The organism is Pelagicoccus sp. SDUM812003 (assembly GCF_031127815.1).
Classification (GTDB): Bacteria; Verrucomicrobiota; Verrucomicrobiia; order Opitutales; family Opitutaceae; genus Pelagicoccus.
On the sequence record NZ_JARXHY010000004.1, the window covers coordinates 134592 to 156254 of the forward strand.

Consider the following 21663-nt stretch of genomic DNA (forward strand, 5'->3'; position numbering starts at 1 on the left):
CTGCTGGGGCTAAGCGATTAACAAAGCGGACCCCAAAAGGTGGCGCACACGACCTCGGCCGACCTTTTGAGGAGTCTCCACTCTCTAATGGCCCGACTCAGTTGTAGTTGAAATAAGGTTACAGCGTTTTCCCTTTGCGACCGAGCGATGTCACTCGATCCAGGAGACGGTGGTGAGGCTGCTTTCGTCGAGGATGCCGTACTTGTGGCGGATTTCGAAAATCGTCGATTCGGCTTCGAAGATTCGAGAAAAGTTACCTTGGGTGGGGGCTTGCTCGTAGCACTTGATCTCGTAAGTGATGGTGGTTTCGTACCTCGAGTGAATGGTGGAGCTTTCGTAGGTCGTCTCTTCGTATTCCACCTTGCCGTTCTCCTTTTTCTCGGAGACTCCCTTGGTGGTGGAGGCGCTGGAAACGTGTATCGGATCGCTGGTGACATCATGGCCGTCTCCTTCGATGGAGAAATAGCTGAACTGGTACTCCTTGGTGACCTCGGCGCAGCGAAGCAGGCAGTAGTCGCGAAGCCTTTGCTCGTCGAAGCCCACGCTGGGCGAGGAGAAGGTCACGAGAAATCGGTCGTTGCCGAGCCGTTTGTGCGAGTAGCCGCCGTTGGCTCCGGCGGGTTGATAGGGAACGGCGCAAGCGGTTAGGAAGAGGAGGGAGAGGGCGGTGGCTGTTTGTAGAAGATGCTTCATGGCTTTTTAGGGGGAAGGTGGGATTGGTCAGCTAGGTGTTGATGGCGTCTGGGCGTGATATCCGTTTGGGAGAGCTCTCGCGTCGCTGATGCGTCTTGGCGGCTAGATGATCGGATGCTCTCGTTTCTCGGCCTCCGGCTCGTCCAGCAGGGACCGGTCTGGCTTCAGGTAGATGCTTCGCAGCGCCTCTCGAATAGCGGCGTCGTACATGGGCATTTCGTCCTTGGTGGTGATGACGTTCACCGAGACGAGCGAGCGTTCTTTCACGGTGGTCATGAGGTAGTTGTAGCGCCGGTCGTCTTCGTTCCGAGGGTAGAATTCCGCGAAAACCCACTTGTCGCCATTCACTTCAACCAGGCCGTAGAATTCGAATTCGACTCCGGGAATCGTCGATTCCAGGTGAGGTCGGGCATTCGCCAAAAGAGCGGAAAGGGAGAGGGACTTGTCCGGATAGTGAACCAGGTCGATACTGTAGATCGTGTTTTCGGAAGGGCTGACACTGCTCACCCAAGTTCGCTCGCCATCCGGCTTGATGGCTTTGGGATCGTCCGGCGGGATTGGCGTGAAACCGGCGGGAAGCACGAACGTTGGTTTGAGCGGGCCTTGGTAGTGATAGCCGGGCTCGGGCCCGTCCAGCTCCTCGATGAAGCTCTCCGTCCGGGCTGTCGATGCCATGATGCAGGCCAGAGCTAGGAAAAGGAGCGGGAGAGGACGCATGGCTTAAGGGGTTGAGGAATGTTGATCCCCATCGCGCGGGCTTTTGCCGGGGGCCTTCTTCTTGCCTTCATTTGGGCCGAACGCCGAGTGAACTACGATGCCGAGGACGCCGCCGACCGCGAAGACCAGAAGGACGAAGCCGACGCTTAGGCTGACGCTGCCGCCCAGGAGGAGGCCGATCAGGATGATGAGGGCGAGGGCGATCGTTGCGAACATGCCGCCGAGGAAGAACGCTTTGGTCCAGGTGAAAGGTCCCGTTTCTGGTGTTGCGAGATTCTCAGGATAGGGCTCGGGTGGTACGAAATCGTCGGGTAAGGGGGCTACCAATTCTTGGTTGTCGAGAATGCGCCGGGCTTTTTCCTCTTCCTCCGGGGGCACTTGCAGTCTGATGCCGTCTGGCACGTATTGAGCCCCGAGAGAGTAGGTGTGCTCGTCGGCAAGCGAAACGGCGATGCCAGCCGTTTCGAGAACGGAGCGGGCTAGCGAGGCTTGGGCTTGGCTGGAGAAGCTGCGGATGGTGATCATGCGAGTTGGCGAGGCATAACGAGTCTCTACGGCTGTAAAATACAGTTAGGAGAAACTACTTAAAGAAGTGGCGGTAGGTCAATGCTTTAGCGGTCGGAGGCCGAGGCGGGGCCGCATGAGACGTACAGCTCCAGCCGTTGGCGGCATCGACTCGCGTTTAGTGGCTGGGGAGCGGTGGAAACTCCGTTTCGCTAGGGTGGCCGCTTTTTTATGATACCGGTTGAGGTTCCGCGTTTTCGGGCGAGGCGTCGGTCGATTTCGTTTGTCGAACCACTACGGTGCCGGCGATGAAGTCGTGCAGGGCCCGACGTTTTTCGTTGGTCAGCATGGTGATGACCTCCGCGATGAACCAAATGCCGGCGATGGAGGGCACGATGGCGAAGGAGGCGCTTTGCTCGACGCTGCCGGATTCTGCTCCCTTGAAGGCGTAGGCGTAGAGTGAGATGGAGACCAGGAAAGGGATAGCGTCGCGCTTGAACGCCTGGACGAAGGTTATGGGCTGCTCTGTCTGGTGGTCGACCACGCGGATCTTGCATGCCAGCTTGCCGATTGTGCCGCCCCGGCTGCCATGAAAGTAGATCGAGTAGGCGTAGAAGAAGAGCGTGGTAGCGATGTTGATGGCGATGTGGGAGGAGGGCGTCAGGGCGAACGCGATGAAGGGAAGCAAGGAGGTGATGGGCCAAAGCACCACCGCGTCGATCGCCGGCGAGAGAAAGCGTGGCCAGAAGGTGGAATAGCGTTCGTTTTCCTGGATGTCCCGCTCCTTGTAGTGGCTGTATATCAGCGCCGCCAAAAGCAGGCTCACGCCGAGATTGATGAGGATGGAGAAGAGTTGGACGTCGTGCATGCTCGAGGATCTGGAGACTGGGCGGGGCTGCGCTGATCGGCTTTCGATTTGCGGAGCCGTTCAGGCGGGCTGGAGAAGGGTAACAGAACCTTTAAGCTGCCGTCGAAGGGCCTCAAGTCGTTTTTTAGCCCTTGTGTCGATGAGAGGCTGGACCGGGCGAAGCCATGCGTGACGCCACGCTAGAGCGCGCCTCGGATTTCCAGGGTCAGGGTGTGCGGGCTGGAAATCTCCTCGGGGATGAGCACGTGCAGCCCTTCGGCATCTCGGCTCCATTCGATTTCCTGGCTGGCGCCGAGCAGACGCACGCTTTGGATCGTCTTGTCGGACGCCAGATCGGAGTCGCTGCCTAGCGCCTTTATGGTGATCGTTTGATCGGAATCGGGATGCTGCATGACGATGGCGTAGAGCGCCTCGTCCTTGGTGGTGAAGCGGATGTCGGCTGCGGTATACGGAGCTTCGCGAACGTCCTTGGCGCCGCCGTAGTGGCCAGCTTCCGGTTCCTCCTCGGTGGACGGACCCTCGCCGTAGATTTTCCAAGGCCGAGTGCTGAAGATCGCCTCGCCGTTGATGTCCATCCAATCCGCCAGACCTTCGAGGAAGGCGATTTCCGCTTCGTCGAGCGTTCCGTCGCCGCGTATGGGGATGCTGAGAAGAAGGTTGCCGTTCTTGCTCACGATGTCGGCGAGCATGCGCGCCACTTGGGAGACGCTCTTGTATCGACCCTCTTCATACACGTCGCGATTGTAGTGCCAATCTCCGATACAAGTGTCGGTTTGCCAGGGGTTCTCGCGAATACCGAACGCCACGCCGCGCTCGATATCGTCGATCACGGCGCCCAAGCGGTCCTCCGAGGTGCCTTTCACGTTGATGACCGCTTCGGGCTCGCCGTCATGCCAGTCGAGGCTGGCGTTGTAGTAGTGGGCGGCCACATCGAGGCCGGCTTGGCCGAGCGGGAGGGTGTAGTTGTCGAAATAGAGCAGGTCGGGCTGATACTTGTCGACGAGGTCCTGCGCTCTCAGGAACCAGGTATCCACAAATTTCCTACCGAGCTCGCCTTCGGGTGGTTCCTCGGTCCAGTCGGCAGTGTTTTCGGTGTGCCACTTGGATTGAGCCTCGATGGTATTCAGGCCATCTGGCATCGCCATCAGCGGGCCGTTGTAGAGGGTTTGCGGGTCGAGGCCTTCCCACCATTTCCCTGCTCCATCCTCTTTGGTGAGGGTGTAGGCATCGTAGCGCTCCCCGGCTCTTGGCCCCGTCGCGTCGTAGGCGTACGCGGCCTGGTACCAGTGCCAGGAGTGGGCGGAGTGGTTGCTCACGCCAAATCGAAGCCCGTGCTGGCGAGCGATTCTCGCCCACGTCCCCACGATGTCCTTCTTCGGACCGACATCGACTGAGTTCCACTCGTGATGATCGGAGTCGAAGCAGTCGAAATTGTCGTGATGATTGGCGAGGGCCACGAAGTATTTCGCCCCGGCTCGGACGTAGAGATCCATGAGCCTTTCCGGGGCCCAGTTCTCCGCTTTCCAAAGGTTTTCGATTTCCATGAAGCCGGAATCGGCTGGGTGCCCGTAGCGCTCCAGGTGGTCTTCGTATTGGCGATGCCCTTGCAGGTACATGTGGCGGGCGTACCAGTCTCCCGCCTCCGGCTCGCATTGGGCGGACCAATGGGCCCAGATGCCGAACTTGGCATCGCGGAACCAATCGGGCGCCTGGTAGTTTTCTGCCAGCGACGTCCAGGTCGGCTCGAAGGGGCCTTCGGCGATTTCGCGCCGCTTGTCGGTTTGGCTCTCCTGGGCGTGGCTAATGCCGATGGAAGCGAGAAGGAGCGAAGCGGCGGCGAGGGCGGTGACCGGTTTCATTGGTATCCGAAAACGGGAGCAAGAGAGCTCTATATGAGTTCCTCGTCGAAGCACACCGCGACCTTGCCGCATTTGCCGGAGGCCATGAGCTTGTAGGCTTGCTCGACCTGGGAGAGTTCGAAGCGATGACTGATCAACTCCGCCGGGTGGAGGTTCCAGCGAACGAGGCGTTCCACCAGCTCCATCATCTTCCAGGTGGAGGTGACCCAGGATCCGTAGAGCGTCTTCTGGTCGTGGATCATGTCGGGGGACGGGTTGAGGCTCATGGGGCCGCCTTCGCCGATCATGACCATTTTGCCCCATTTTCGCGTGGCCTGTATGGCCATGTTGCGCGCGTTTGGATGGGCGGAACATTCCACGGCTCTCTCGACGCCCTGACCATGGGTGAGCGATCGGACTTCCGCGACGTTGTCGGGTCCTGCGGCCAAGGTCTCGTCGCAGAGCTTGAGCTCGCGAGCCAGCTGGTTGCGCTCGGCGATGGCGTCTATGCCGATGATCTTTTCCGCTCCCAGCTTGCGGCAAAGGGCGGCTGCGGCGAGTCCGACCGGTCCGAGTCCTGTGATGAGAACGGTATCATTTCCGCTGATACCGATCTTTTCCAGTCCTTCGTAGACGGTGCCGAAACCGCAGGCCACCTGAGCTCCGTCCGCGTAGGAAAGCTTGTCTGGAAGGTGGACCAGATCCTTCTCCTCAGCGATCATGTAGGCCGCCATACCGCCGTCGCGCTGCCATCCATAGGCGCGTCGAAGTGTGGGGTGGGTGCAGGAGATCATGTATCCTCGTCGACAGTCGTAACACTGTCCGCATCCGGAAATGTGATACACGATCGCTCGATCACCCTCGCGGAAGACGCGGCAGCCAGGGCCGGTTTTCACCACTTGGCCGGACGGCTCGTGTCCCACGATGACGCCCTGATAGCCCTCTGGACCCTTGCCGAGGTGTTCGTGATAGATGCAGCGAATATCGGAGCCGCAGATGGTTGAGGCTTTTACGCGAATGAGAACTTCGCCGAATCCCGGCTGGCGCAACTCGAACTCGTCGAGCTTGGCGGTGCTGTCGCCGGGAAGTATGGCTCCTTGGATACGGTCTGGAATGGTAGGGCTCATGATAGGAAAGGGCTATTGGGTGATGGCTCCGGCCAGGTCCCAAAGGTCTCGCCAGTCTTTGGCGGATTCCCAGAGGAAGACCTGTCCCTTGATGAGTCGGCAGTCGCGGTCGATCTTTGCGATGGCGCTCATTTGCTCGTCCGTCAGCGGGTCTTCGACCACGGCCTTGAGGTTGGCGAGGTAGTTGCGAGGGTTTGTTGACATGGGGATGGGAACCTGCCCGCGCTGGACAGCCCACTTGATGCAGATGGTGGCGGGATGTACGCCGTGCGCTTGAGCTATGGATACGATGACGGGATCTTCGATATCCACGGTATCGTCGGGAGTGCGATCGCGTTCCGGGCGGGCGGGCGAGCCGATGGGGCAGTAGCCGACCGGCAGGATCTGCTGGGCTTCAAGAAACGCGATGAACTCCGGTTGTTGGAAATGGGGATGGAGCTCCATTTCGTTGCAAGACGGTTTGATCGAAGCGTCCTCGAGCAAGCGCTGTAGCTTGGGCACCGTCATGTTGGAGGTGCCGATGTTTCGAACCAGCCCGCGTTGGACGAGGGACTCCATGGCGGCCCAAGTTTCCATGAACGCCTCGTGGCGATAGGGGGTCGCGTCCGGGCTGCGCGATTCGACGGAGCAGCCGGGAGGGTGGTGGTTGCGAAAGGGCCAGTGAACGAAATAGAGATCCAGGTAGTCGAGCTGAAGATTGCGGAGCGAGCGTTCGCAGGCGGCCGCCACGTCGGCGGGGCGATGGTGATCGTTCCAGACCTTGGAGTTGATCCAGAGCTCGTCGCGGGCGATGCCGCTTCCCTGCAGCCGTTTCAGGGCCTCGCCGATTTCCGCTTCGTTTCCGTAGACTTCGGCGCAATCGAAATGGCGGTAGCCGACGGAGCCGGCGCCTCGTACGGCTCGAGCCATTTCGTCAGCGGAAACGTGGTCGGATCCGAAAGTGCCCAAGCCGATGGCGGGCATGGCGCCGTCGGCGAGCTGTATTCTAGGCACTAGATTGGGGTCGACGGCGTCGAGAGAAGGGTGAGAGCTCATAGGATGGGCGGTTTGGAAATCTGGAGAAGCGAGAAGACAGGGGCGGAGATGGGGCGGGATGACGAATTTAGCGCAATCCGCGGTTGCAAGCCATGGATCGCATTGACAGAGTTATGGACGAATTTTACCTCGTTTACTCGTGTCGGATCCCCATGTTTCCCAGCTCTTCTCTTCGCAGACCAACCGAGGCCTCTACATGGTGCAAGAGGCTATGGGCGGAGGGGACGCCGCCGTGAGCGTGGTCTGCTCTGGTTGGGAGGAATGCAGCGCGGACTATCGAATCGAACGGGAGAGCTTTCCCTATTTCGCTTTGGAATACATTGCCGGGGGCGATTGGGAGATCCGTTTTTCCGAGGGGAAGAGGCGCCTTGGGCCGGGCGCCGTGATCTGCTACGGACCGGGGGTTCGCTACTCCATGCGGCCTCTGAGCGACGCTGGGCTGAGCAAGTACTTCGTCGATTTCACGGGAGAGGAGATGGAGGCGCGGCTGAGGCGGATCGGACTGCCGCCGGGCAGCGAGCGCATGGTTTTCCAGCACCGATGGTTGAGGGATCTTTTTGACCAGCTCATCGACACGAGACGGTTCGATGCCCAGGCGAGGGAACGCATTTCCGCCATGACGCTGGACCTCTTGCTCGAGCGCTTGCCGAATCACTTCGCGGGCGAGCAGCGCAAGACGCAGGCCTGGCAGAGTTTCGAACGCTGTAGAGCGTATCTTTCCGAGCACTACGCTCGAGCTCAATCCTTGTCCTCCGTCGCCGAGGCCTGCGGGGTTTCGCCGGCCTATCTGTCCCGCCTCTTCAATCGGTTTTCCAACGAGTCGCCCAAGGCCTTCCTCGACCGTCTGAAAATGAGTCGGGCCGCTCAGGAGCTGCTGCGGGGGAACGTGCAAGTCAAGGAGGCCGCCGCTGAAGCGGGCTACGAGGACGTGTTCCATTTTTCCCGGGTTTTCAAAAAGCGTTTTGGCCTGCCGCCGAGCGTGTTCGCCAATCGATCTGGAGCCCGGGCGAGCTCCCCGAGCGGTCGTTCGACGGGTGGCGCCTAGGGCTCTGCCATTAGCTTCGACGCGTGGCGTTTCATGCGCATTGCGTGCCGGATAGATGCGGATAGATGCAAAATGAGCCTAGCTCTTTTCCGTCCCGCCTTTGGCCTTCCGGACAAACCCTAGTTGGCGCAGGAAACGCAATTGGTCTTTCCTAGACAGAGCTGCAGGGCTGACGGGCGCTTCGAGAGGAAGGAATTCCTCGGGCGTCTCGGCGGGACTTTCCGCATCGGATCCACTCGGCTCGAAACCCATAGACTTATGAAAACGAAAACAGTAGCTTCAGCGGCGTTGCTCGCGTGTACCCTGTCGGCCTCCAGCGTCCTGGCCGAGATGGCGGAATCCACCAAGAGCGGCGACCTCACGGCCAAGGACTTCGACCTGTCCCGCGAATCTCAGGAGCGCTTGGAAAACGCGTTGACGGCGAAGGACCTGATCGGCGCGTCGGTCCTTGATCGATCGGGCGAAAGGATCGGCAGCATCGAAGACATTCGGATTTCGAGTCTGGCCCGGAAACTGGAGTCGACCGGCCTCGGCACTCAAGCCAGCTCGGGGCAGGCCTCTTCCGGTACCGGTCTGGAGCAGTTCGTCGATCCCGATCAAGGCGACTTCGCCTATCTCTCGGTGGGCGGACTTTTCGGAATCGGAGACGACTTGGTGAAGGTGCCTCTGGATCGACTGAGCGCCCGGACACCTGACGGGCCCTACGTGCTCCAGGGCTATTCGAGAGACGAAGTGGTGGCCTTTGCGGAGGGCGGCGCTACCGAAACGACGGTCGAAGTCATACAGGACGAAGCGACGTTGTACGAAGAGACAAGCTCGGCCGCCAAGATGGTCTGGACCGAGGACGATGTTTCCGTGATCCGCGAAGCGTTCAACGAGGATGAACGGATCAGTGGTGTGGCCTCGGTGATCACGATCGAAAAAAGGGGGGACAACATCGTGATCAGCGGTAGCGTCGCGAATGAAACGGAAAAGGAGGTCGCGGAAGAACTGGCCGCGCAGCATACCGATCTGACCGTGGTGAACGCTTTGGCCGTGCTGGGAAGCGACTAGGGGCACGGCCCTGCGTCGCGCCGTCGGGCGTGCGCTGAGGCGTTCGAACAGGAACGCGGTTGCCCCGATCGAGGCCTCGCTCCGGTTCGCGAGCCTGTTTTTCGGAATTCAAAAGCCAGTTCGCGACGCCCAGCTGGGAGGGCGCGTTGGCTAATGCCGTGCATTACGCCTGCTTCACTTTGCTGGCGTAAATTAGGCGCTCGGCGATGTTGGTACTTCGGTTGCTAGGCGGCCTTCGCTGGTCGTTATTATCCAGATAGTGGATACGATCGTGATCGAATTTAACCAATAGAAGAAATGTCGAAGGAAAACGTAGAGAAGCTATTGCTCGCAGGTGGCTCGGACAAGGCGCTGAGAGCGAAGTACAATGTGATCGAGACGAAGGAAAAGTTCGTGGCTGCGGCGGAGGCGGATGGCTACGTCTTTTCCGTGCAGGAGCTGGACGAGTTTTTGGACGAGGAAGGGCTGGATTTCGAGTGTTCTGGAAATCCGCGCTCCCGCCAGGTCTGGCTGCGTTGAGCGGTTGGCCGAAGCAGGCTCCTGCTTGGGGCGCTCCGAGTGGGCCCTTCGCGTTCTTGCGTCAACTGTCGAATGGGGCGAATCCTCCGTTCCGCTCTCGACCGCCGCTTGGCTCGACTGCTACCTGCTCTGCAGGGCTTGGGCGAAACCTTCGTTTCTAAACTGGCTCGTGTAGAGATCGTAGTAGTGCCCGCGTTGGGCCAACAGCTCGTCGTGCGTTCCTTGTTCTTCGATTTGACCTTTGTTGATCACGAGAATTCGGTCCGCTGAACGAATGGTGGACAGGCGGTGGGCGATGACGAAGCTGATGCGGCCTTCGAAGACTTGCTGCATCCCGTCCTGTATCCGCTTTTCGGTTTCAGTATCGATGGAGGATGTGGCCTCGTCCATGATGAAGATCTGCGGGCCGGCTAGCAAAGCCCGGGCAAAGGAGATAAGTTGGCGTTCTCCGGTAGACAGTCGGGCTCCGCCTTCGCCGATGACCGTTTCGTATCCATTTTCCAATTTCGAAATGAAATCGTGGGCATTGACGAAGCGGGCGGCGTTTTCGATCTCCTCGTCGCTGGCATCCAGACGTCCGTAGCGGATGTTTTCCTTCACGGTGCCATTGAACAGGTGCGGCGTCTGCAACACGATGCCCAATTGCGCCTGCAGCCAATCGAGGCTGCGTTCGCGGTAGTCGATGCCATTGAACAGGATTTTTCCTTTCGTTGGTTCGTAGAATCTGGATACGAGACTGACTATGGTGCTTTTCCCTCCTCCGCTCGGGCCCACGAGGGCGATGGTTTGCCCGGCGCTCACGGTGAGGCTGAAGTCGTCCAGCACAGGTTCCTTTTGGTTGTAGGAAAAGCTCACGTTCTGAAACTGAATCTCGTCGATGCGTTTGGGATAGCCGTCGGATGCCAGCTCGGCATCGCTCAGGCTCTCGTTCTTCTCGATGCGCTCGAGAACCTGTGGCGAGTCCTTGATCTTCGGCTTGGTCGCAAGCAGGCTCATGACCCGCTCGCCTGCGGCTTGGGCTCCTTGAATTTCCGCGAGAATCATCGCGATCTGGTTGATCGGGTGGAAGAAGTTTCCCGCGTAGCTGATGAAGGCGATCAAGGTGCCGATCTGTATGGATTCGTTCAATACGTTTATGCCGCCGTACCAAAGCGCTAGACCGGAGCCGACGCTTCCAATGAGCATGACCAGCGGCAGGTAGATGGCGCTGAGAAAGGCGCGCCGCACCGATGCGGCGAACATGTCCTGGGACATGCCTTCGAATTCGCCGAGGTTTTCCTTTTCTCGACCAAGGGTTTTGGTCGTTTTGACGCCTGCGATGCCTTCGTTGTAGGAAGCGGTGATGCGAGCGTTGTGCTTCCTGACCTGGCGCGATGTGATCAGCATGCGCCGCTGAAAGAAGATGCTGACTGCGATCAGGACTGGCATCGTGGAGAGCACGATCAAAGCCAGTTTCAAGTGTAGGAACAGCATGAATACGATCATGGCCAGCACGAAGCAGCTTCCCCACATGAGATCGAGAAAGCCCCAGGCGAGAATGCGGGAGAGGCGATCGCAATCAGCGGTGAGCCGAGAGATCAGCCAGCCGGTGGGTTGCTTGTCGTAGAAGGCGAACTCCAGCTCCTGCAGTCGACGGAAGCAGTCGCGCTTGATATCGTGGGCGATATGGTGCGAGATGCCACCGGCGCAATTGATGAAGATGAATACGCCGACGCCGAGGCACAGGGCCAGAGCGAGATAGAACGCCACCACGGGCAGCAGCTCCGAAGCGTCGCCTCCAGCGTGGATGACGTCGACCGCGAGTTTGGTAGCGATCGGAAAGCAGGCGTCGATCAAGCTGAGGATAAGGGCGGTGACGGAAAGCGGGATGAGCAGTCGCTTGTGTCCTAGGGCGAAGCGGAAGATGCTGCGCCAGAGACCGAGATCGATCTTCTTGCTGAATTCTTCTTCTGGATACGGAGTTGGCATTTTGGAGATTGGATTAGCGAGAGGATGGTGACGTTTGCGGTCGACCTTATCTCGTTTCGGCGGCGAGGCTCGCTTCGAGTTGGGTTTGGATGTTCCAGAGTCGCTGGTAGAGTCCCGGCTCCTGGCTTAGGCTGCGGTGGTTTCCGGTCTGGGTGATGCGACCGTTCTCCAGGACGATGATCTTGTCGGCATGCGCCAAGGTGGAGAGGCGGTGGGCGATCACGATCGTGGTGCGATTCCCGTGCCGTTTCTTAAGGGCTTCGATGATCGAGTTTTCGGTTTCCGCATCCACGGCGCTGAGAGCGTCGTCGAGCAGCAGCACTGGGGGATTTCGCAGCAGGGCTCGGGAAAGCGCAACGCGCTGACGTTGCCCCCCAGAGAGCGAAATGCCGCGTTCACCGATCTCGGTCTGGTAGCCTTCGGAAAAGGTTTGTATGGTATCGTGGATACAGGCGGCTCGAGCGGCCGATTCAATCTCCATCTGTTTGGCTCCCCCGACGCCGAAGGCGATATTGTGAGCGATGCTGCGCGAGTAGAGAAACGGCTCCTGGAGAACGACGCCGAACTGGTCGCGCAGGTAGGCCCGCTCCAGTTTTCTGATGTCGACGCCATCGATGCTAATGGTCCCGCTATCGCAGTCGTAGAAGCGAAGCAGCAGGTGCATCAGGGTGGTCTTTCCGGAGCCTGAAGGGCCGAGAATGGCAAGGGTCTCGCCAGCGTTCACTTCGAAATCGATATCGCGTACGGTGGGGTCTCCATCCTCTTCGTGAGAGAAGCTTACGTTTGCGAAACGAATGGCGCCCGAGGCAGGGCCCTTGGGATGTACGGATGCGTTGTCGGTCTCCGTTTCGAAAGGATGTGTCAGTATTTCTTCGATACGGCTGAGGGCGACGGAGGTCTTTCCGAAATCGGTGAGGATGCGTCCGATCATGCGGACCGGCCACAGCACCATATTCATCAGGGCCAGGAAGGCGAACAAGGTGCCCACGGTGGCGGAGCCTTGGATGGCGAGGTAGGCGCTGGCGAACAAGGCGATGCCGATCTGCAGCAGGCAGACCAGGTCGGAGATGGACCAGAACCACGACATGAGTCGGATGAGGTGGATGCCGGTGTCGCGATACTCGCCATTTGGTTTGGCGAACTTCTCTATCTCGAAGTCGTGGCGGCCGAACGCCCTGACCACGCGGATCCCGGTGATGTTTTCCTGCACCACCGTGGTCAGCCGGCCTTCGGCTTCGTCCACCTCCTTGAAGACGTGTTTGACCCGTTTGGTGTACACGTAGCTGTATAGGATAATAAAGGGTATCAGTCCCATTGATACGAGCGTGAGGCCGACGTGCATGGAGAGCATGATCGGGAGCACCGCGAGGATGAGCACCACCGAGCGACCGATTTCGACCACGTGGGCGGCGAGGAAGATGCGGATGGTTTCCACGTCCGAGGTGCAGCGTTGCAGCAGGTCGCCGGTCTGGCTCTGGTCGAGGTATCGATTGTCCAGCCGTTGGATGTGATCGTAGAGCTGGTCCTTGAGGCGCTTGCATATTCCGTCCGAGGCCTTGGCGGCGGCCAGTTTCTGGTAGTAGTTGAACACGCCGCCAAGAATGGCGAAACCGGCCATCGCGACCGCGGCGACCCAGAGGTGTTCTTTGATGAACGCTCCTCCGCCGATCGTTTTGATGACGAACGCGAGCAACCGGTTGCTGTTCTCCCCTTGATCGGTGAGAGAGAAGTCGATGGCGGCGCTCCCGATGAGCGGCGTCAGGAACTGGAACACGGTGGAGACGAAGAGGGCGGCGGCGGCCCAGCCGAAGAGGCCGCGATAGCCGCGCATCAGTCGCCACGCCGGGGCGAGCCCGGAGATTTCGGCTTTAGGAGAGGGAGTCGAGTTGGATGGCATGTCCGCGAGCGGTTTTCTGTAGAAACGAAAAAGGCGAAGGCGCGGCTTCAGTTTCGGATCGGAAGCGGACAAAAAAGAAGGCCCGCTGTTAAGCGGGCCATAGGGATGGGAGGGAAAATTCTTTTTGGCCCGCGATCGTTAGCGAAAGGAGCCTTCTTTTCGGTCAGTTTCTAGAGGCGCCCTTCTTGACGTGATAGAATCACGTTGGTCATGTGAATGGCGCGTTTCATAGTCTTAACCGATTACCTAGTGTTATCGCTGATAAGTTAGGATTCACGGACTAAAAGGTGTTGGATTGCTTCAGGCAAGAAAAACTTTGTGGAAAATGCTCTTTATGAGCAAGTATTGCGATTTTCCAGGGGGCAATGGATAAGAACGCTATGACAGGATACCGAGGACGTATCGCTCCCACACCTACAGGTCTGATGCATCTAGGGCATGCTCGAACCTTCCTAGAGGCGCAACGTCGGGCCCGCGAGGCGGACGGCAAGCTGTTTCTGCGTATCGAAGATTTGGATCAGGCCCGCTGCAAGTCGGAGTTCGTTGACGCCCTGAAGGAGGATCTCGCTTGGGCGGGCTTGAGCTGGGAGCCGGAGGTCTGGGTGCAGAGCCAGCGGTTGGCGAGCTTCCGAGAGGCTTGGCGACGCTTGAGGGAGGCGGGGGTGATCTTCCCGTGCAGCTGTTCGCGCAAGGATGTGGCGGAGGCGGCTCGAGCTCCGCACGAGGAGGGGCAGGAGCCGCTATATCCCGGCACCTGTCGAGAAGTTGAGCGTGAGTTCGAAAGCGAACGGGACGCTTTGTCGATCAATTGGCGCTTTCGCGTGCCGGAGGCGGAGGTGGTCGCGTTCGAGGACGGGAGGCTCGGCCCGCAGCGTTTCGTGGGACAGCGCGACTTTGGAGATTTTCTGGTGTGGCGAAAGGACGGTTTCCCCAGCTACGAATTGGCGGTGGTGTCCGACGACATCGCTCAAGGGATAACCGAGGTGGTGCGGGGGCGGGATCTGCTGACGTCTACGGCGCGGCAGCTGTTGCTCTATCGAGCGCTCGGCGCTGCAAGCCCCGCTTTCTTCCACTGTCCTCTTGTCGTGGATACAGAGGGAAAGCGACTTGCCAAGCGAGCGGGTTCGATGGGGTTGCGCGAGCTGAGGGCCCGTGGCGTCACGGTCGCGGACGCGTTGACGAAGCTCTCGACTTCGTGAACCCGCCATAGGCGATGGGGTATCGGCGCTGGAGGGCTGGAGGCGCGTGCTTCGGCCAAGGCGTTTCGGTCTGAGTCCTTGACCTCGCGCGGGGATGGCGTTGGCCTTTTCTCCAAACCCGTTTCCGTACGCATTGCCTGGGGCTTTTGACGTATCCGCGAGTAGGCGCGATGGTACGCATTGGCTCTGGCGGCGTTTTGCTTCTTCCGGCCGCGCTCAGGGCAGTCGGAGTTTCATCTCTCCGTTTAGGCGCCGCGTGTCGGACGTCGCATTCGAGGCCTGTTCCACAAAGGGCCGCACAGATCTCCCATGACTCTCTCAATCGATTTTCTTCTGCTTTCGGTCGTCTCGCTGTTCACGATCATCAATCCGTTTTCGGTGGTGCCGGCGTTTCTGGCCATCACGCCGGGCGATGCCGAGGAGGAGAGACGGCGTTCGGCGCGGCTCGCTTGCATCATCGGGGCCTGCCTTCTGTCTTTCATGGCCCTACTGGGGGAGTTCATTTTCAGTCTGCTTGGCATCACCATGCCCGCCTTGCAGATCGCGGGCGGCATCATCCTTTTTTCGATCGGCTTCGAGATGGTGAGGGCTCCGGACGCTCCCAAGCGCTTGAACGAAACGGAGCGCTCGGCGGCCCGAGAGAAGGAGGACGTAGCGGTCACTCCGCTGGCGGTGCCGCTGCTTTGCGGACCGGGGGCGGTCTCCACCGTGATTCTGCTGCAGGGACAGGCGGATGCGTTTTCCGAGAGCGTGATGCTTCTTGTGAGCGTGGTGGTGGTTTATGTGGCGAGCTACTGGATTCTGAGAACCTCGGCCAAGGGGGGCGATTGGCTCAATCCCATCCTGCTGCGCATTCTTCGGCGAGTGATGGGGCTGTTGTTCGCGGTGATCGCGGTGCAGTTCGTGGTCAATGGGGTGGAGCGGCTGCCATTTATAGAGGGAAAGGCGGCGTTGGAACAAAGCGCTGAGGAGCCGACCGGCGAAGCCGAGTCAGAGGAATTCTAGCAATCTAGAAACGAATCAATGGTTATGGAAAAACAAGAAGAGAAGAAGAGGAAATCCCCGTTTCGCATGGAGATCAATCCGCCGGTGTTCTACGGATCGGCGGCGCTGATACTGCTGTTTGTGCTCTTCGCGGCCTTGGCTCCCGAGCAGGCGGACGCTCTGTTTAGCGGTCTGCAGTCGCAGGTCACCGACAAGTTCGGCTGGTTCTACGTGCTGGCGGTGGCGGGCTTTCTGGTCTTCGTGATCTTTCTGGCGGTGAGCCGCTGCGGCGACGTGAAGCTCGGGCCGGACCACAGCAAGCCCGACTACAGCTATCGGTCGTGGTTCGCCATGCTCTTCTCGGCTGGGATGGGCATTGGGCTGATGTTTTTTGGTGTGGCGGAGCCGGTGATGCACTACGCGAGTCCGCCGGAAGCGGATCCCGGCACGATCGAGGCGGCACGCGACGCCATGCGCATCACCTTTTTCCATTGGGGACTGCATGCCTGGGCGATCTACGCGGTGGTGGCCTTGTCGCTGGCGTATTTCGCATTTCGGCACAAGCTGCCGCTCACCATTCGTTCGGCGCTCTATCCTCTGATCGGAGACCGCATCCATGGCTGGATCGGGCATGCGGCGGACATCTTCGCGGTTCTCGGCACGCTTTTCGGGGTAGCGACTTCGCTGGGATTCGGGGTCATCCAGGTGAACTCCGGCTTGAACTACCTGTTTGGCATGCCGGTTTCGCCGCAGATGCAGATCCTGCTCATCGTGGTGATCACTGGATTCGCCTCGCTTTCGGTCGGTTTGGGACTGGACGCGGGCATTCGACGGATTTCCGAGCTCAATGTGGTGCTCGCGGTGCTGCTGTTGGGATTCGTCATCATTTTCGGCCCCACCTTTTTTCTGGCCGAAACCTTCGTGCAGAACATCGGGATCTATCTTTCGAGCCTGTTCGACAGCACCTTCAATCTCTACGCCTACGAGCCGCGCGGCTGGATCGGCGGCTGGACCTTGTTCTACTGGGGCTGGTGGATCGCCTGGTCGCCCTTCGTGGGCATGTTCATCGCCCGCGTCTCCAGGGGGCGCACCATTCGGGAGTTCGTGGTGGGCGTGCTTTTCGTGCCGGTGGGCTTCACTTTTCTTTGGCTCACGGTTTTCGGCGACACGGCGCTGCACTTGATCATGCAACAGGGCATGCTGGACCTCGCGGAGGCGGTCTCGGCGGACACCTCGGTCGCTCTGTTTCAGTTTTTCGAAAACCTTCCGCTGTCCAGCGTGACCTCCTTCCTGGCCACCTTGCTGGTCGTGACCTTTTTCGTGACCTCCTCCGATTCCGGATCTCTGGTGGTGGACATGCTCACCTCGGGAGGCGATCTTGAATCCCCGCTTTGGCAGCGGCTCTTTTGGGCTTCGGCGGAGGGCGTGGTGGCCATCACGCTTCTGTTGGCGGGTGGTTTGGGGGCCCTGCAAGCGGCCACTATCGCCAGCGCCTTGCCGTTCACCCTGGTGATGGTTTGCATGTGCTGGGGTCTGATGCGGGCTCTCCGAGTGGATACGGCGAAGCAGAACGCGCTGCCAGGTTCGCGAACGGGGGCTCCCGCGGCTGGAGCTTCCCTGCCTTGGCGCACGCGTTTGAAGCAGTTGCTTTCCAACCCGAAGTTCGGAGAGGTCGAGGGCTTTATCGAAAAGACGGTCGAACCTGCATTTCGCGAGGTGCAGGCGGAATTCGCCTCCCAATCCATCGAGAGCAGGGTGGAGCGAGGAAGCGATGGCCGGTGTTGGATCGAAGTGGGCCATGGAGACGAGCCGGACTTCTACTACAGCGTTCATCCGGTTCCTTACGAGGCGCCCGCTTTCGCCATGCAGGACCTGCGAGGGAATCGTCTCGAGGAACTCAAATACTACCGTCCGGAAGTCTTCCTGAAGGAAGGCGGTCAGGACTACGAGATCATGGACTGGAGCAAAGAGGAGGTGATCCACGACGTGCTGGATCAGTACGAGAGCCACTTGAAGTTCATGGAAGCCATTCGATAGGAAGGAGTCGCATCATGAGAACGGGAAAACGAATTGTATCCACACTCTCTTACGCAGCCATCGTCGCGGCGATCGCTTTGCCGACGACTGGAATCGCTCAAGCCGCCGGGGACAGGGCAGAGCTCGCTCAGCGGGTCGTGGAGTTGGAAAGGGAGCTGGCGGAAGCGAAAGCCGCGTTGCTTGCGGCGCAGGAAAGCCAGACTGCCGAAGAGTCGGGTTTGGGCAGCGGCATCGAGATCGACGCTGGCGGTTCGGGGACTTTGGAGATCGGCGGGGCGGTGCGAGTGAACTACGTGCTGGGCGATTACCCCGGAGGGGGTGACGCTCCCTCGCGCGGCGGTCATGGTGGGGTGTTCGAACTCGATACCTTCCGAATCAACATGTACTATGAGAATGGCCCTTGGATGGCCAAAGGGGAATACCGTTTCTACAGCGGCTACAATTTCCTGCACACGGGCTGGCTCGGGTATCAGGTGAACGCGACGGACCACGTGGAAGTCGGCATGACGCGCGTGCCGTTCGGGGCTGGGCCGTACGGCGTTTCCCAGAGCTGGTTCTTCGATCAGCACTACTACGTCGGCTTGGCTGACGACATGGACCTGGGGGTGAAGTACCGGACGGAGCGGGGCGACTGGGCTTTCGATCTCGCGTATTTCGCCCGGTCGGAACAGAACTGGCGCGGCGGCACGGAGCGCAGCGCTCGCTACTCCTATGATGTGGTAGCGGAAGGCGGCGTGGGCTATGAGGAACGCAACCAGGTCAACCTCCGGGCCATTCGCTCATGGAGCGATGGGGCCGATCGCTCTGGCGAGTACGGAGCGTCGTTTCAGCTGGGCGAGCTCGATGGCGTCGGGGGACTGGATGACGAGACGCACTGGGCGGCGTCGCTGCACGCGGTCACGGATATTGGTAATTGGAAACTGGGTACGCAGCTCAGCTATTACGAGCTGAACGGCGTCGGCGACACGACGACATTCGGGGCCTACGACTTTCCTGTGGAGACCGCAGCGAAGGCCTGGGTGCCGGCCGTTTCGGTAAGCTACCTCGTGGAGACTCGATCCTTGGAATGGCTCGATTCGGTGCGTCCGTTTTTTGAATACAGCAATGTGATGAAACCGGAGGACGGTCTAAACGACAGCGCCTTCATGACCTTTGGCACAGCGTTCGCCAGAGGCCCTTGGTACGTTTATCTCGATTGGGTGTTTTCCAATGGAAACGAGTTCGTGGGCGGGGAGGTTCCCTATGGCGATCGTCTCGGCCGAAATCCGAACGACGAATGGCAGCAGCGGATCAATTTGAACTTCGGCTTGTATTACTAAAATCGATACGACGACGCAAGCGAGTTGCGAAGGTCGGTGACCTCGCGCGCTGCTCTAGCCTAGCGTAAACGTCGGCAGGGCGTTCGCGGCGCGGGCGATTTGCATCGCGAGCTTTTCGGCCCGCCGCATTTCCGCTCGATCGGATTCCTCGATATCGTCGAAACCGCAGAGGTGCAGGTAGCCATGGATGACGTACAGGGAAAGTTCTTCCGAGAAGTCCAGGCGTTCGCGCTGGGCGTAGTCGCGAGCCACTTCGGGACAAACGCAAATCTCGCCGGCAAGCTCGATATCGGGATCGCCCGGGAAGGTGATGACATCGGTGGGCGTGGGGTCGTCCATGAAGTCGGCGTGCAGGCGGGCGATTTCCTTTTTGCTCACGAACGCGATAGAAAGCTCGCCGGCTGGGGCGTCGAAAGCGCCGTCTCGGTCGAGGACTTCGATCAGGCGCTCGATCTGGCTTTCCTTGAGCCTTAGTCCCGGGCAGAGGTTATTTACTAGCGCCCGCTTCGGCTGCTCGTTCGTTCTTTCGATCATCGGATTTCTTGGACGGTTTCTCGATGGGCTTCTGTCCTGGGTAGGCGATGCGCGAGTGCAGCGAGTTGAGTAAGGTAAAGATGAAGCTTTCGCGGATGGCGGCCACTTCGGCGATGGTGATGGGGCAGTCGTTGAGCTGTCCGTCGTCGATGTTCGACTGGAAAATGCGGTCCACCAGTTCCTCCACGTTCTGCGGAGTGACTTTGGCGAGGGATCGGCTGGCGGCTTCCACGGAGTCGGCTAGCAGGATGACGGCGCTCTCCTTGAACTGCGGTTTCGGGCCGTCGTAGCGGTAGGTCGACTCCTGCACATGGGCCTCGTGGTCGGCCTTTTGTTTCGCCTTGTGGAAGAAGAAGCGGATCAGGTTGGTGCCATGGTGCTGGCGGATGACGTCGATGACCGGTCGCGGCAGCTTGTAGGTGAGGCCCAGGTCCACCCCTTCCTTCACGTGGCTCTTGATGACCAAGGCGGAGAAGGAGGGCGATTTCTCGTCGTGCGGATTGAAGCCGTCGAGCTGGTTTTCGGTGAAGTACTCCGGTTTCACCAGCTTGCCGATATCGTGGAACATGCAGGCCACGCGGGCCAGCAAGCCATTGGCGCCGATGGCGTTGCAGGCGTTTTCCGCCAGGTTCGCCACCATGAGGCTGTGGTGCCAGGAACCGGGTGCCTCCATCTGCATGCGACGCAGAATCGGGTGATTGTAGTCGCAGAGCTCCAGCAGGGTGATGTCGGTAGTGCGGCGGAAAATGCCTTCGAGAATCGGCAGCAGGCCCACCACCAGCACGCCCTCCGCCAGGCCGGTGAGCAAGCCGCCCGTCATCTGGTAGATGATGGTCGGCCAAGGCAGCCCGTCCACCCGATTGAAGAGCAGGGTGAAGATGGCCACGCTGACTCCGGCGAAGAAGCCGGCGGTGACCACGCGACCGCGTTTGCGCAGGTTGCGGCAAAAGTAGATGCCTACGGTGGAGGCCAGGAAGGACATCACCAGCAGGTCGAGGCGGTTGCCGAACATGACCGCGGTGAAGAGGCTGATCATCAGGGCCATGAGCAGGCCCGGACCGGTGCCGATCAGCACTGCCACCAGGATCGGCGCTAGCACGGTCGGGGTGATGTATGGCAGGATGGCGGACAGTTTGTTGTCGTAGAGGAAGGCCTCGAAATTGCCGAGCTCGAAGCACGCTCGCACCAGGATCAGGTTGATCACTACCAGCAGAGCCAGCAGTCCCAGACGTCCATTGCTTTGAAATGTGACCTTGTGCTCCAGGCGAATGAAGAAGGTCGCGGCGATCACCATGGCCAAAACAAGCAGAATGCGGCCGAAGAGCTGGTTGTCCAAGGTGCTGACGTTCTTGCCGGCGAGGTGTCGTTGGTAGGCCACCAGCTGCTCGTGCTGCTCCGGAGTGACCGGCTGTCCCGGTTCGATGATGCTCTCGCCCTCCTGCACCTGCACGATCACCGGTTCGAAGGAGGCCCGCATCTTTTCGCGCAGGCGTTCCATCTCCTGGGCGCTTTTGCGCAGGTTGGGCTTGAGGGCGTCGCGGAAGAGGCGGATGACGGACTCGGCGACCTTGGGCGGCACGTTGGTGGCCCCGAGATTGATGCGCACGGAGCGCAGGGCGTCGTCGATGGACTCCACCCGCTTCTGGCCGACCTTGTTTTCCTGATTGACGATTTGGAAGACGGCCACCGCGTTTCGGCCCACGTTGAAGGTCGGGTCGTCCTCGTCGTAGATGCCCAGCTTGTAGCTTTCCTCGATGCTGATCAGGCCGGTGTTGATGAGCTCCTTGAGGGTTTCGACGTTGGCGTAGTCGAGCATCGCGGCGACGTTTTCTGGGGAAAGCCGGTAGCCGCCGCGGGCGTTGAAGTCGTTGGCGATGCTCTCTATCCGGGCCTCGGCCTGGCTGGCGGTGAGGTCGTCGTCGATGGACTTGAAGTCCTCGATATCTTCGATGAGGGCCTCCACGTGCTCCTTGAAGGTGTTGTAGGGGCCCATGTCGATGCGGTAGACGTGGGGAACCTCCTCGAGGAGCTGCTGTTGCTTGCGTTCGCTGAGGATCTTGCTGCGGTAGGAAAACTCCTCGCCGGCCACGATGCGGATGGATGCGACCTGGTTGGGCAGGATCTGAAAGCCGGTCGGCTTGATGCCTACGAAGGTGGTGACCACGATAGCCGCTACGGTGAGGACGAAGACGGCGATGCCGACGGCGGGGCTTTCCTCGAGAAAGCGCGGCAGGGTGGATGGCGTCTCCGTGCGGCGCTTTCGCTTCTTATGGGGAAAGGCTTTTTGGATCCACGCCTTAAACTGCTCTGAGAACGGCATATGTCT

General features: G+C 59.7%; 18 protein-coding genes. 7 read left to right on the top strand and 11 right to left on the bottom strand.

Translation table 11 applies throughout. The annotated features are described in order from the left end of the window. Nucleotides 1-150: 150 nt before the first annotated feature. The 7 genes from QEH54_RS07240 to QEH54_RS07270 all read right to left on the bottom strand — a co-directional run bounded on the left by QEH54_RS07240 (nucleotide 151) and on the right by QEH54_RS07270 (nucleotide 6710). Nucleotides 151-693: a hypothetical protein gene (locus tag QEH54_RS07240; RefSeq protein ID WP_309017981.1), complete on the bottom strand. Its 543-nt coding sequence runs from the start codon at nucleotides 691-693 to the stop codon at nucleotides 151-153. Nucleotides 694-795: 102 nt separating this feature from the next. After that, the gene (locus QEH54_RS07245) at nucleotides 796-1410 is read right to left on the bottom strand and encodes a hypothetical protein (protein WP_309017982.1); all 615 of its coding nucleotides are present in this window, start codon (nucleotides 1408-1410) and stop codon (nucleotides 796-798) included. 3 nt (nucleotides 1411-1413) lie between these two features. Then, nucleotides 1414-1935 carry a DUF2007 domain-containing protein gene (locus QEH54_RS07250; RefSeq protein ID WP_309017983.1) on the bottom strand — a complete coding sequence of 174 codons (522 nt, stop codon included), beginning with the start codon at nucleotides 1933-1935 and terminating at the stop codon, nucleotides 1414-1416. Nucleotides 1936-2143: 208 nt separating this feature from the next. Then, on the bottom strand, nucleotides 2144-2782 hold the full coding sequence (locus QEH54_RS07255) for an RDD family protein (RefSeq protein WP_309017984.1): 639 nt from the start codon (nucleotides 2780-2782) through the stop codon (nucleotides 2144-2146). A 179-nt stretch (nucleotides 2783-2961) separates the two neighbouring features. Then, nucleotides 2962-4641, bottom strand: a complete 1680-nt coding sequence (locus tag QEH54_RS07260; RefSeq protein ID WP_309017985.1) for an alpha-L-fucosidase — start codon at nucleotides 4639-4641, stop codon at nucleotides 2962-2964. A gap of 29 nt (nucleotides 4642-4670) precedes the next feature. Beyond that, nucleotides 4671-5747, bottom strand: a complete 1077-nt coding sequence (locus QEH54_RS07265; protein WP_309017986.1) for a zinc-binding dehydrogenase — start codon at nucleotides 5745-5747, stop codon at nucleotides 4671-4673. 12 nt (nucleotides 5748-5759) lie between these two features. Then, nucleotides 5760-6710 (bottom strand): aldo/keto reductase, encoded by a 951-nt coding sequence (locus tag QEH54_RS07270; protein ID WP_345785642.1) that lies wholly within the window; start codon nucleotides 6708-6710, stop codon nucleotides 5760-5762. Nucleotides 6711-6921: 211 nt separating this feature from the next. Here QEH54_RS07270 and QEH54_RS07275 point away from each other — a divergent pair, with 211 nt between their 5' ends. The 3 genes from QEH54_RS07275 to QEH54_RS07285 all read left to right on the top strand — a co-directional run bounded on the left by QEH54_RS07275 (nucleotide 6922) and on the right by QEH54_RS07285 (nucleotide 9399). After that, nucleotides 6922-7827 carry an AraC family transcriptional regulator gene (locus QEH54_RS07275; protein WP_309017988.1) on the top strand — a complete coding sequence of 302 codons (906 nt, stop codon included), beginning with the start codon at nucleotides 6922-6924 and terminating at the stop codon, nucleotides 7825-7827. A gap of 258 nt (nucleotides 7828-8085) precedes the next feature. Continuing rightward, the gene (locus QEH54_RS07280) at nucleotides 8086-8880 is read left to right on the top strand and encodes a PRC-barrel domain-containing protein (protein ID WP_309017989.1); all 795 of its coding nucleotides are present in this window, start codon (nucleotides 8086-8088) and stop codon (nucleotides 8878-8880) included. A gap of 297 nt (nucleotides 8881-9177) precedes the next feature. Continuing rightward, complete coding sequence (locus QEH54_RS07285; RefSeq protein WP_309017990.1) at nucleotides 9178-9399, top strand: Nif11-like leader peptide family natural product precursor; 222 nt, start codon at nucleotides 9178-9180, stop codon at nucleotides 9397-9399. Nucleotides 9400-9519: 120 nt separating this feature from the next. Here QEH54_RS07285 and QEH54_RS07290 read toward each other — a convergent pair whose 3' ends face one another. Both QEH54_RS07290 and QEH54_RS07295 read right to left on the bottom strand, forming a co-directional pair. Continuing rightward, nucleotides 9520-11367: an ABC transporter ATP-binding protein gene (locus QEH54_RS07290; RefSeq protein WP_309017991.1), complete on the bottom strand. Its 1848-nt coding sequence runs from the start codon at nucleotides 11365-11367 to the stop codon at nucleotides 9520-9522. 46 nt (nucleotides 11368-11413) lie between these two features. Beyond that, complete coding sequence (locus QEH54_RS07295; RefSeq protein WP_309017992.1) at nucleotides 11414-13264, bottom strand: ABC transporter ATP-binding protein; 1851 nt, start codon at nucleotides 13262-13264, stop codon at nucleotides 11414-11416. Between the two features lie 380 nt (nucleotides 13265-13644). On the opposite strand from QEH54_RS07295, the gene gluQRS reads away from it, so the two are divergent. The 4 genes from gluQRS to QEH54_RS07315 all read left to right on the top strand — a co-directional run bounded on the left by gluQRS (nucleotide 13645) and on the right by QEH54_RS07315 (nucleotide 18803). Then, complete coding sequence (gene gluQRS, locus QEH54_RS07300) at nucleotides 13645-14463, top strand: tRNA glutamyl-Q(34) synthetase GluQRS (protein ID WP_309017993.1); 819 nt, start codon at nucleotides 13645-13647, stop codon at nucleotides 14461-14463. 309 nt (nucleotides 14464-14772) lie between these two features. Beyond that, nucleotides 14773-15468 (top strand): MarC family protein, encoded by a 696-nt coding sequence (locus QEH54_RS07305; protein WP_309017994.1) that lies wholly within the window; start codon nucleotides 14773-14775, stop codon nucleotides 15466-15468. Nucleotides 15469-15492: 24 nt separating this feature from the next. Continuing rightward, nucleotides 15493-17484 (top strand): BCCT family transporter, encoded by a 1992-nt coding sequence (locus QEH54_RS07310; protein ID WP_309017995.1) that lies wholly within the window; start codon nucleotides 15493-15495, stop codon nucleotides 17482-17484. 14 nt (nucleotides 17485-17498) lie between these two features. Next, nucleotides 17499-18803, top strand: a complete 1305-nt coding sequence (locus QEH54_RS07315; protein WP_309017996.1) for a hypothetical protein — start codon at nucleotides 17499-17501, stop codon at nucleotides 18801-18803. Nucleotides 18804-18857: 54 nt separating this feature from the next. Here the strand turns inward: QEH54_RS07315 and ybeY are convergent, their stop codons facing one another. Beyond that, nucleotides 18858-19337 carry an rRNA maturation RNase YbeY gene (gene ybeY / locus QEH54_RS07320; protein WP_309017997.1) on the bottom strand — a complete coding sequence of 160 codons (480 nt, stop codon included), beginning with the start codon at nucleotides 19335-19337 and terminating at the stop codon, nucleotides 18858-18860. Beyond that, a complete protein-coding gene (locus QEH54_RS07325) occupies nucleotides 19291-21657 on the bottom strand; it encodes an HDIG domain-containing metalloprotein (protein WP_309017998.1) in 2367 nt (788 codons plus the stop codon). Before QEH54_RS07325 ends, ybeY begins: the two co-directional genes overlap by 47 nt. Nucleotides 21658-21663 lie beyond the last annotated feature (6 nt).

Bases quoted from the DNA above. Each gene is read 5' to 3' on its own strand.
- QEH54_RS07265 (WP_309017986.1), bottom strand. From the start codon at position 5,747: ATGAGCCCTACCATTCCAGACCGTATCCAAGGAGCCATACTTCCCGGC.
- QEH54_RS07325 (WP_309017998.1), bottom strand. From the start codon at position 21,657: ATGCCGTTCTCAGAGCAGTTTAAGGCGTGGATCCAAAAAGCCTTTCCC.
- QEH54_RS07315 (WP_309017996.1), top strand. From the start codon at position 17,499: ATGAGAACGGGAAAACGAATTGTATCCACACTCTCTTACGCAGCCATC.
- QEH54_RS07305 (WP_309017994.1), top strand. From the start codon at position 14,773: ATGACTCTCTCAATCGATTTTCTTCTGCTTTCGGTCGTCTCGCTGTTC.
- QEH54_RS07270 (WP_345785642.1), bottom strand. From the start codon at position 6,710: ATGCCCGCCATCGGCTTGGGCACTTTCGGATCCGACCACGTTTCCGCT.
- QEH54_RS07295 (WP_309017992.1), bottom strand. From the start codon at position 13,264: ATGCCATCCAACTCGACTCCCTCTCCTAAAGCCGAAATCTCCGGGCTC.
- QEH54_RS07280 (WP_309017989.1), top strand. From the start codon at position 8,086: ATGAAAACGAAAACAGTAGCTTCAGCGGCGTTGCTCGCGTGTACCCTG.
- QEH54_RS07245 (WP_309017982.1), bottom strand. From the start codon at position 1,410: ATGCGTCCTCTCCCGCTCCTTTTCCTAGCTCTGGCCTGCATCATGGCA.
- ybeY (WP_309017997.1), bottom strand. From the start codon at position 19,337: ATGATCGAAAGAACGAACGAGCAGCCGAAGCGGGCGCTAGTAAATAAC.
- gluQRS (WP_309017993.1), top strand. From the start codon at position 13,645: ATGACAGGATACCGAGGACGTATCGCTCCCACACCTACAGGTCTGATG.
- QEH54_RS07250 (WP_309017983.1), bottom strand. From the start codon at position 1,935: ATGATCACCATCCGCAGCTTCTCCAGCCAAGCCCAAGCCTCGCTAGCC.
- QEH54_RS07260 (WP_309017985.1), bottom strand. From the start codon at position 4,641: ATGAAACCGGTCACCGCCCTCGCCGCCGCTTCGCTCCTTCTCGCTTCC.
- QEH54_RS07310 (WP_309017995.1), top strand. From the start codon at position 15,493: ATGGAAAAACAAGAAGAGAAGAAGAGGAAATCCCCGTTTCGCATGGAG.
- QEH54_RS07290 (WP_309017991.1), bottom strand. From the start codon at position 11,367: ATGCCAACTCCGTATCCAGAAGAAGAATTCAGCAAGAAGATCGATCTC.
- QEH54_RS07240 (WP_309017981.1), bottom strand. From the start codon at position 693: ATGAAGCATCTTCTACAAACAGCCACCGCCCTCTCCCTCCTCTTCCTA.
- QEH54_RS07255 (WP_309017984.1), bottom strand. From the start codon at position 2,782: ATGCACGACGTCCAACTCTTCTCCATCCTCATCAATCTCGGCGTGAGC.
- QEH54_RS07285 (WP_309017990.1), top strand. From the start codon at position 9,178: ATGTCGAAGGAAAACGTAGAGAAGCTATTGCTCGCAGGTGGCTCGGAC.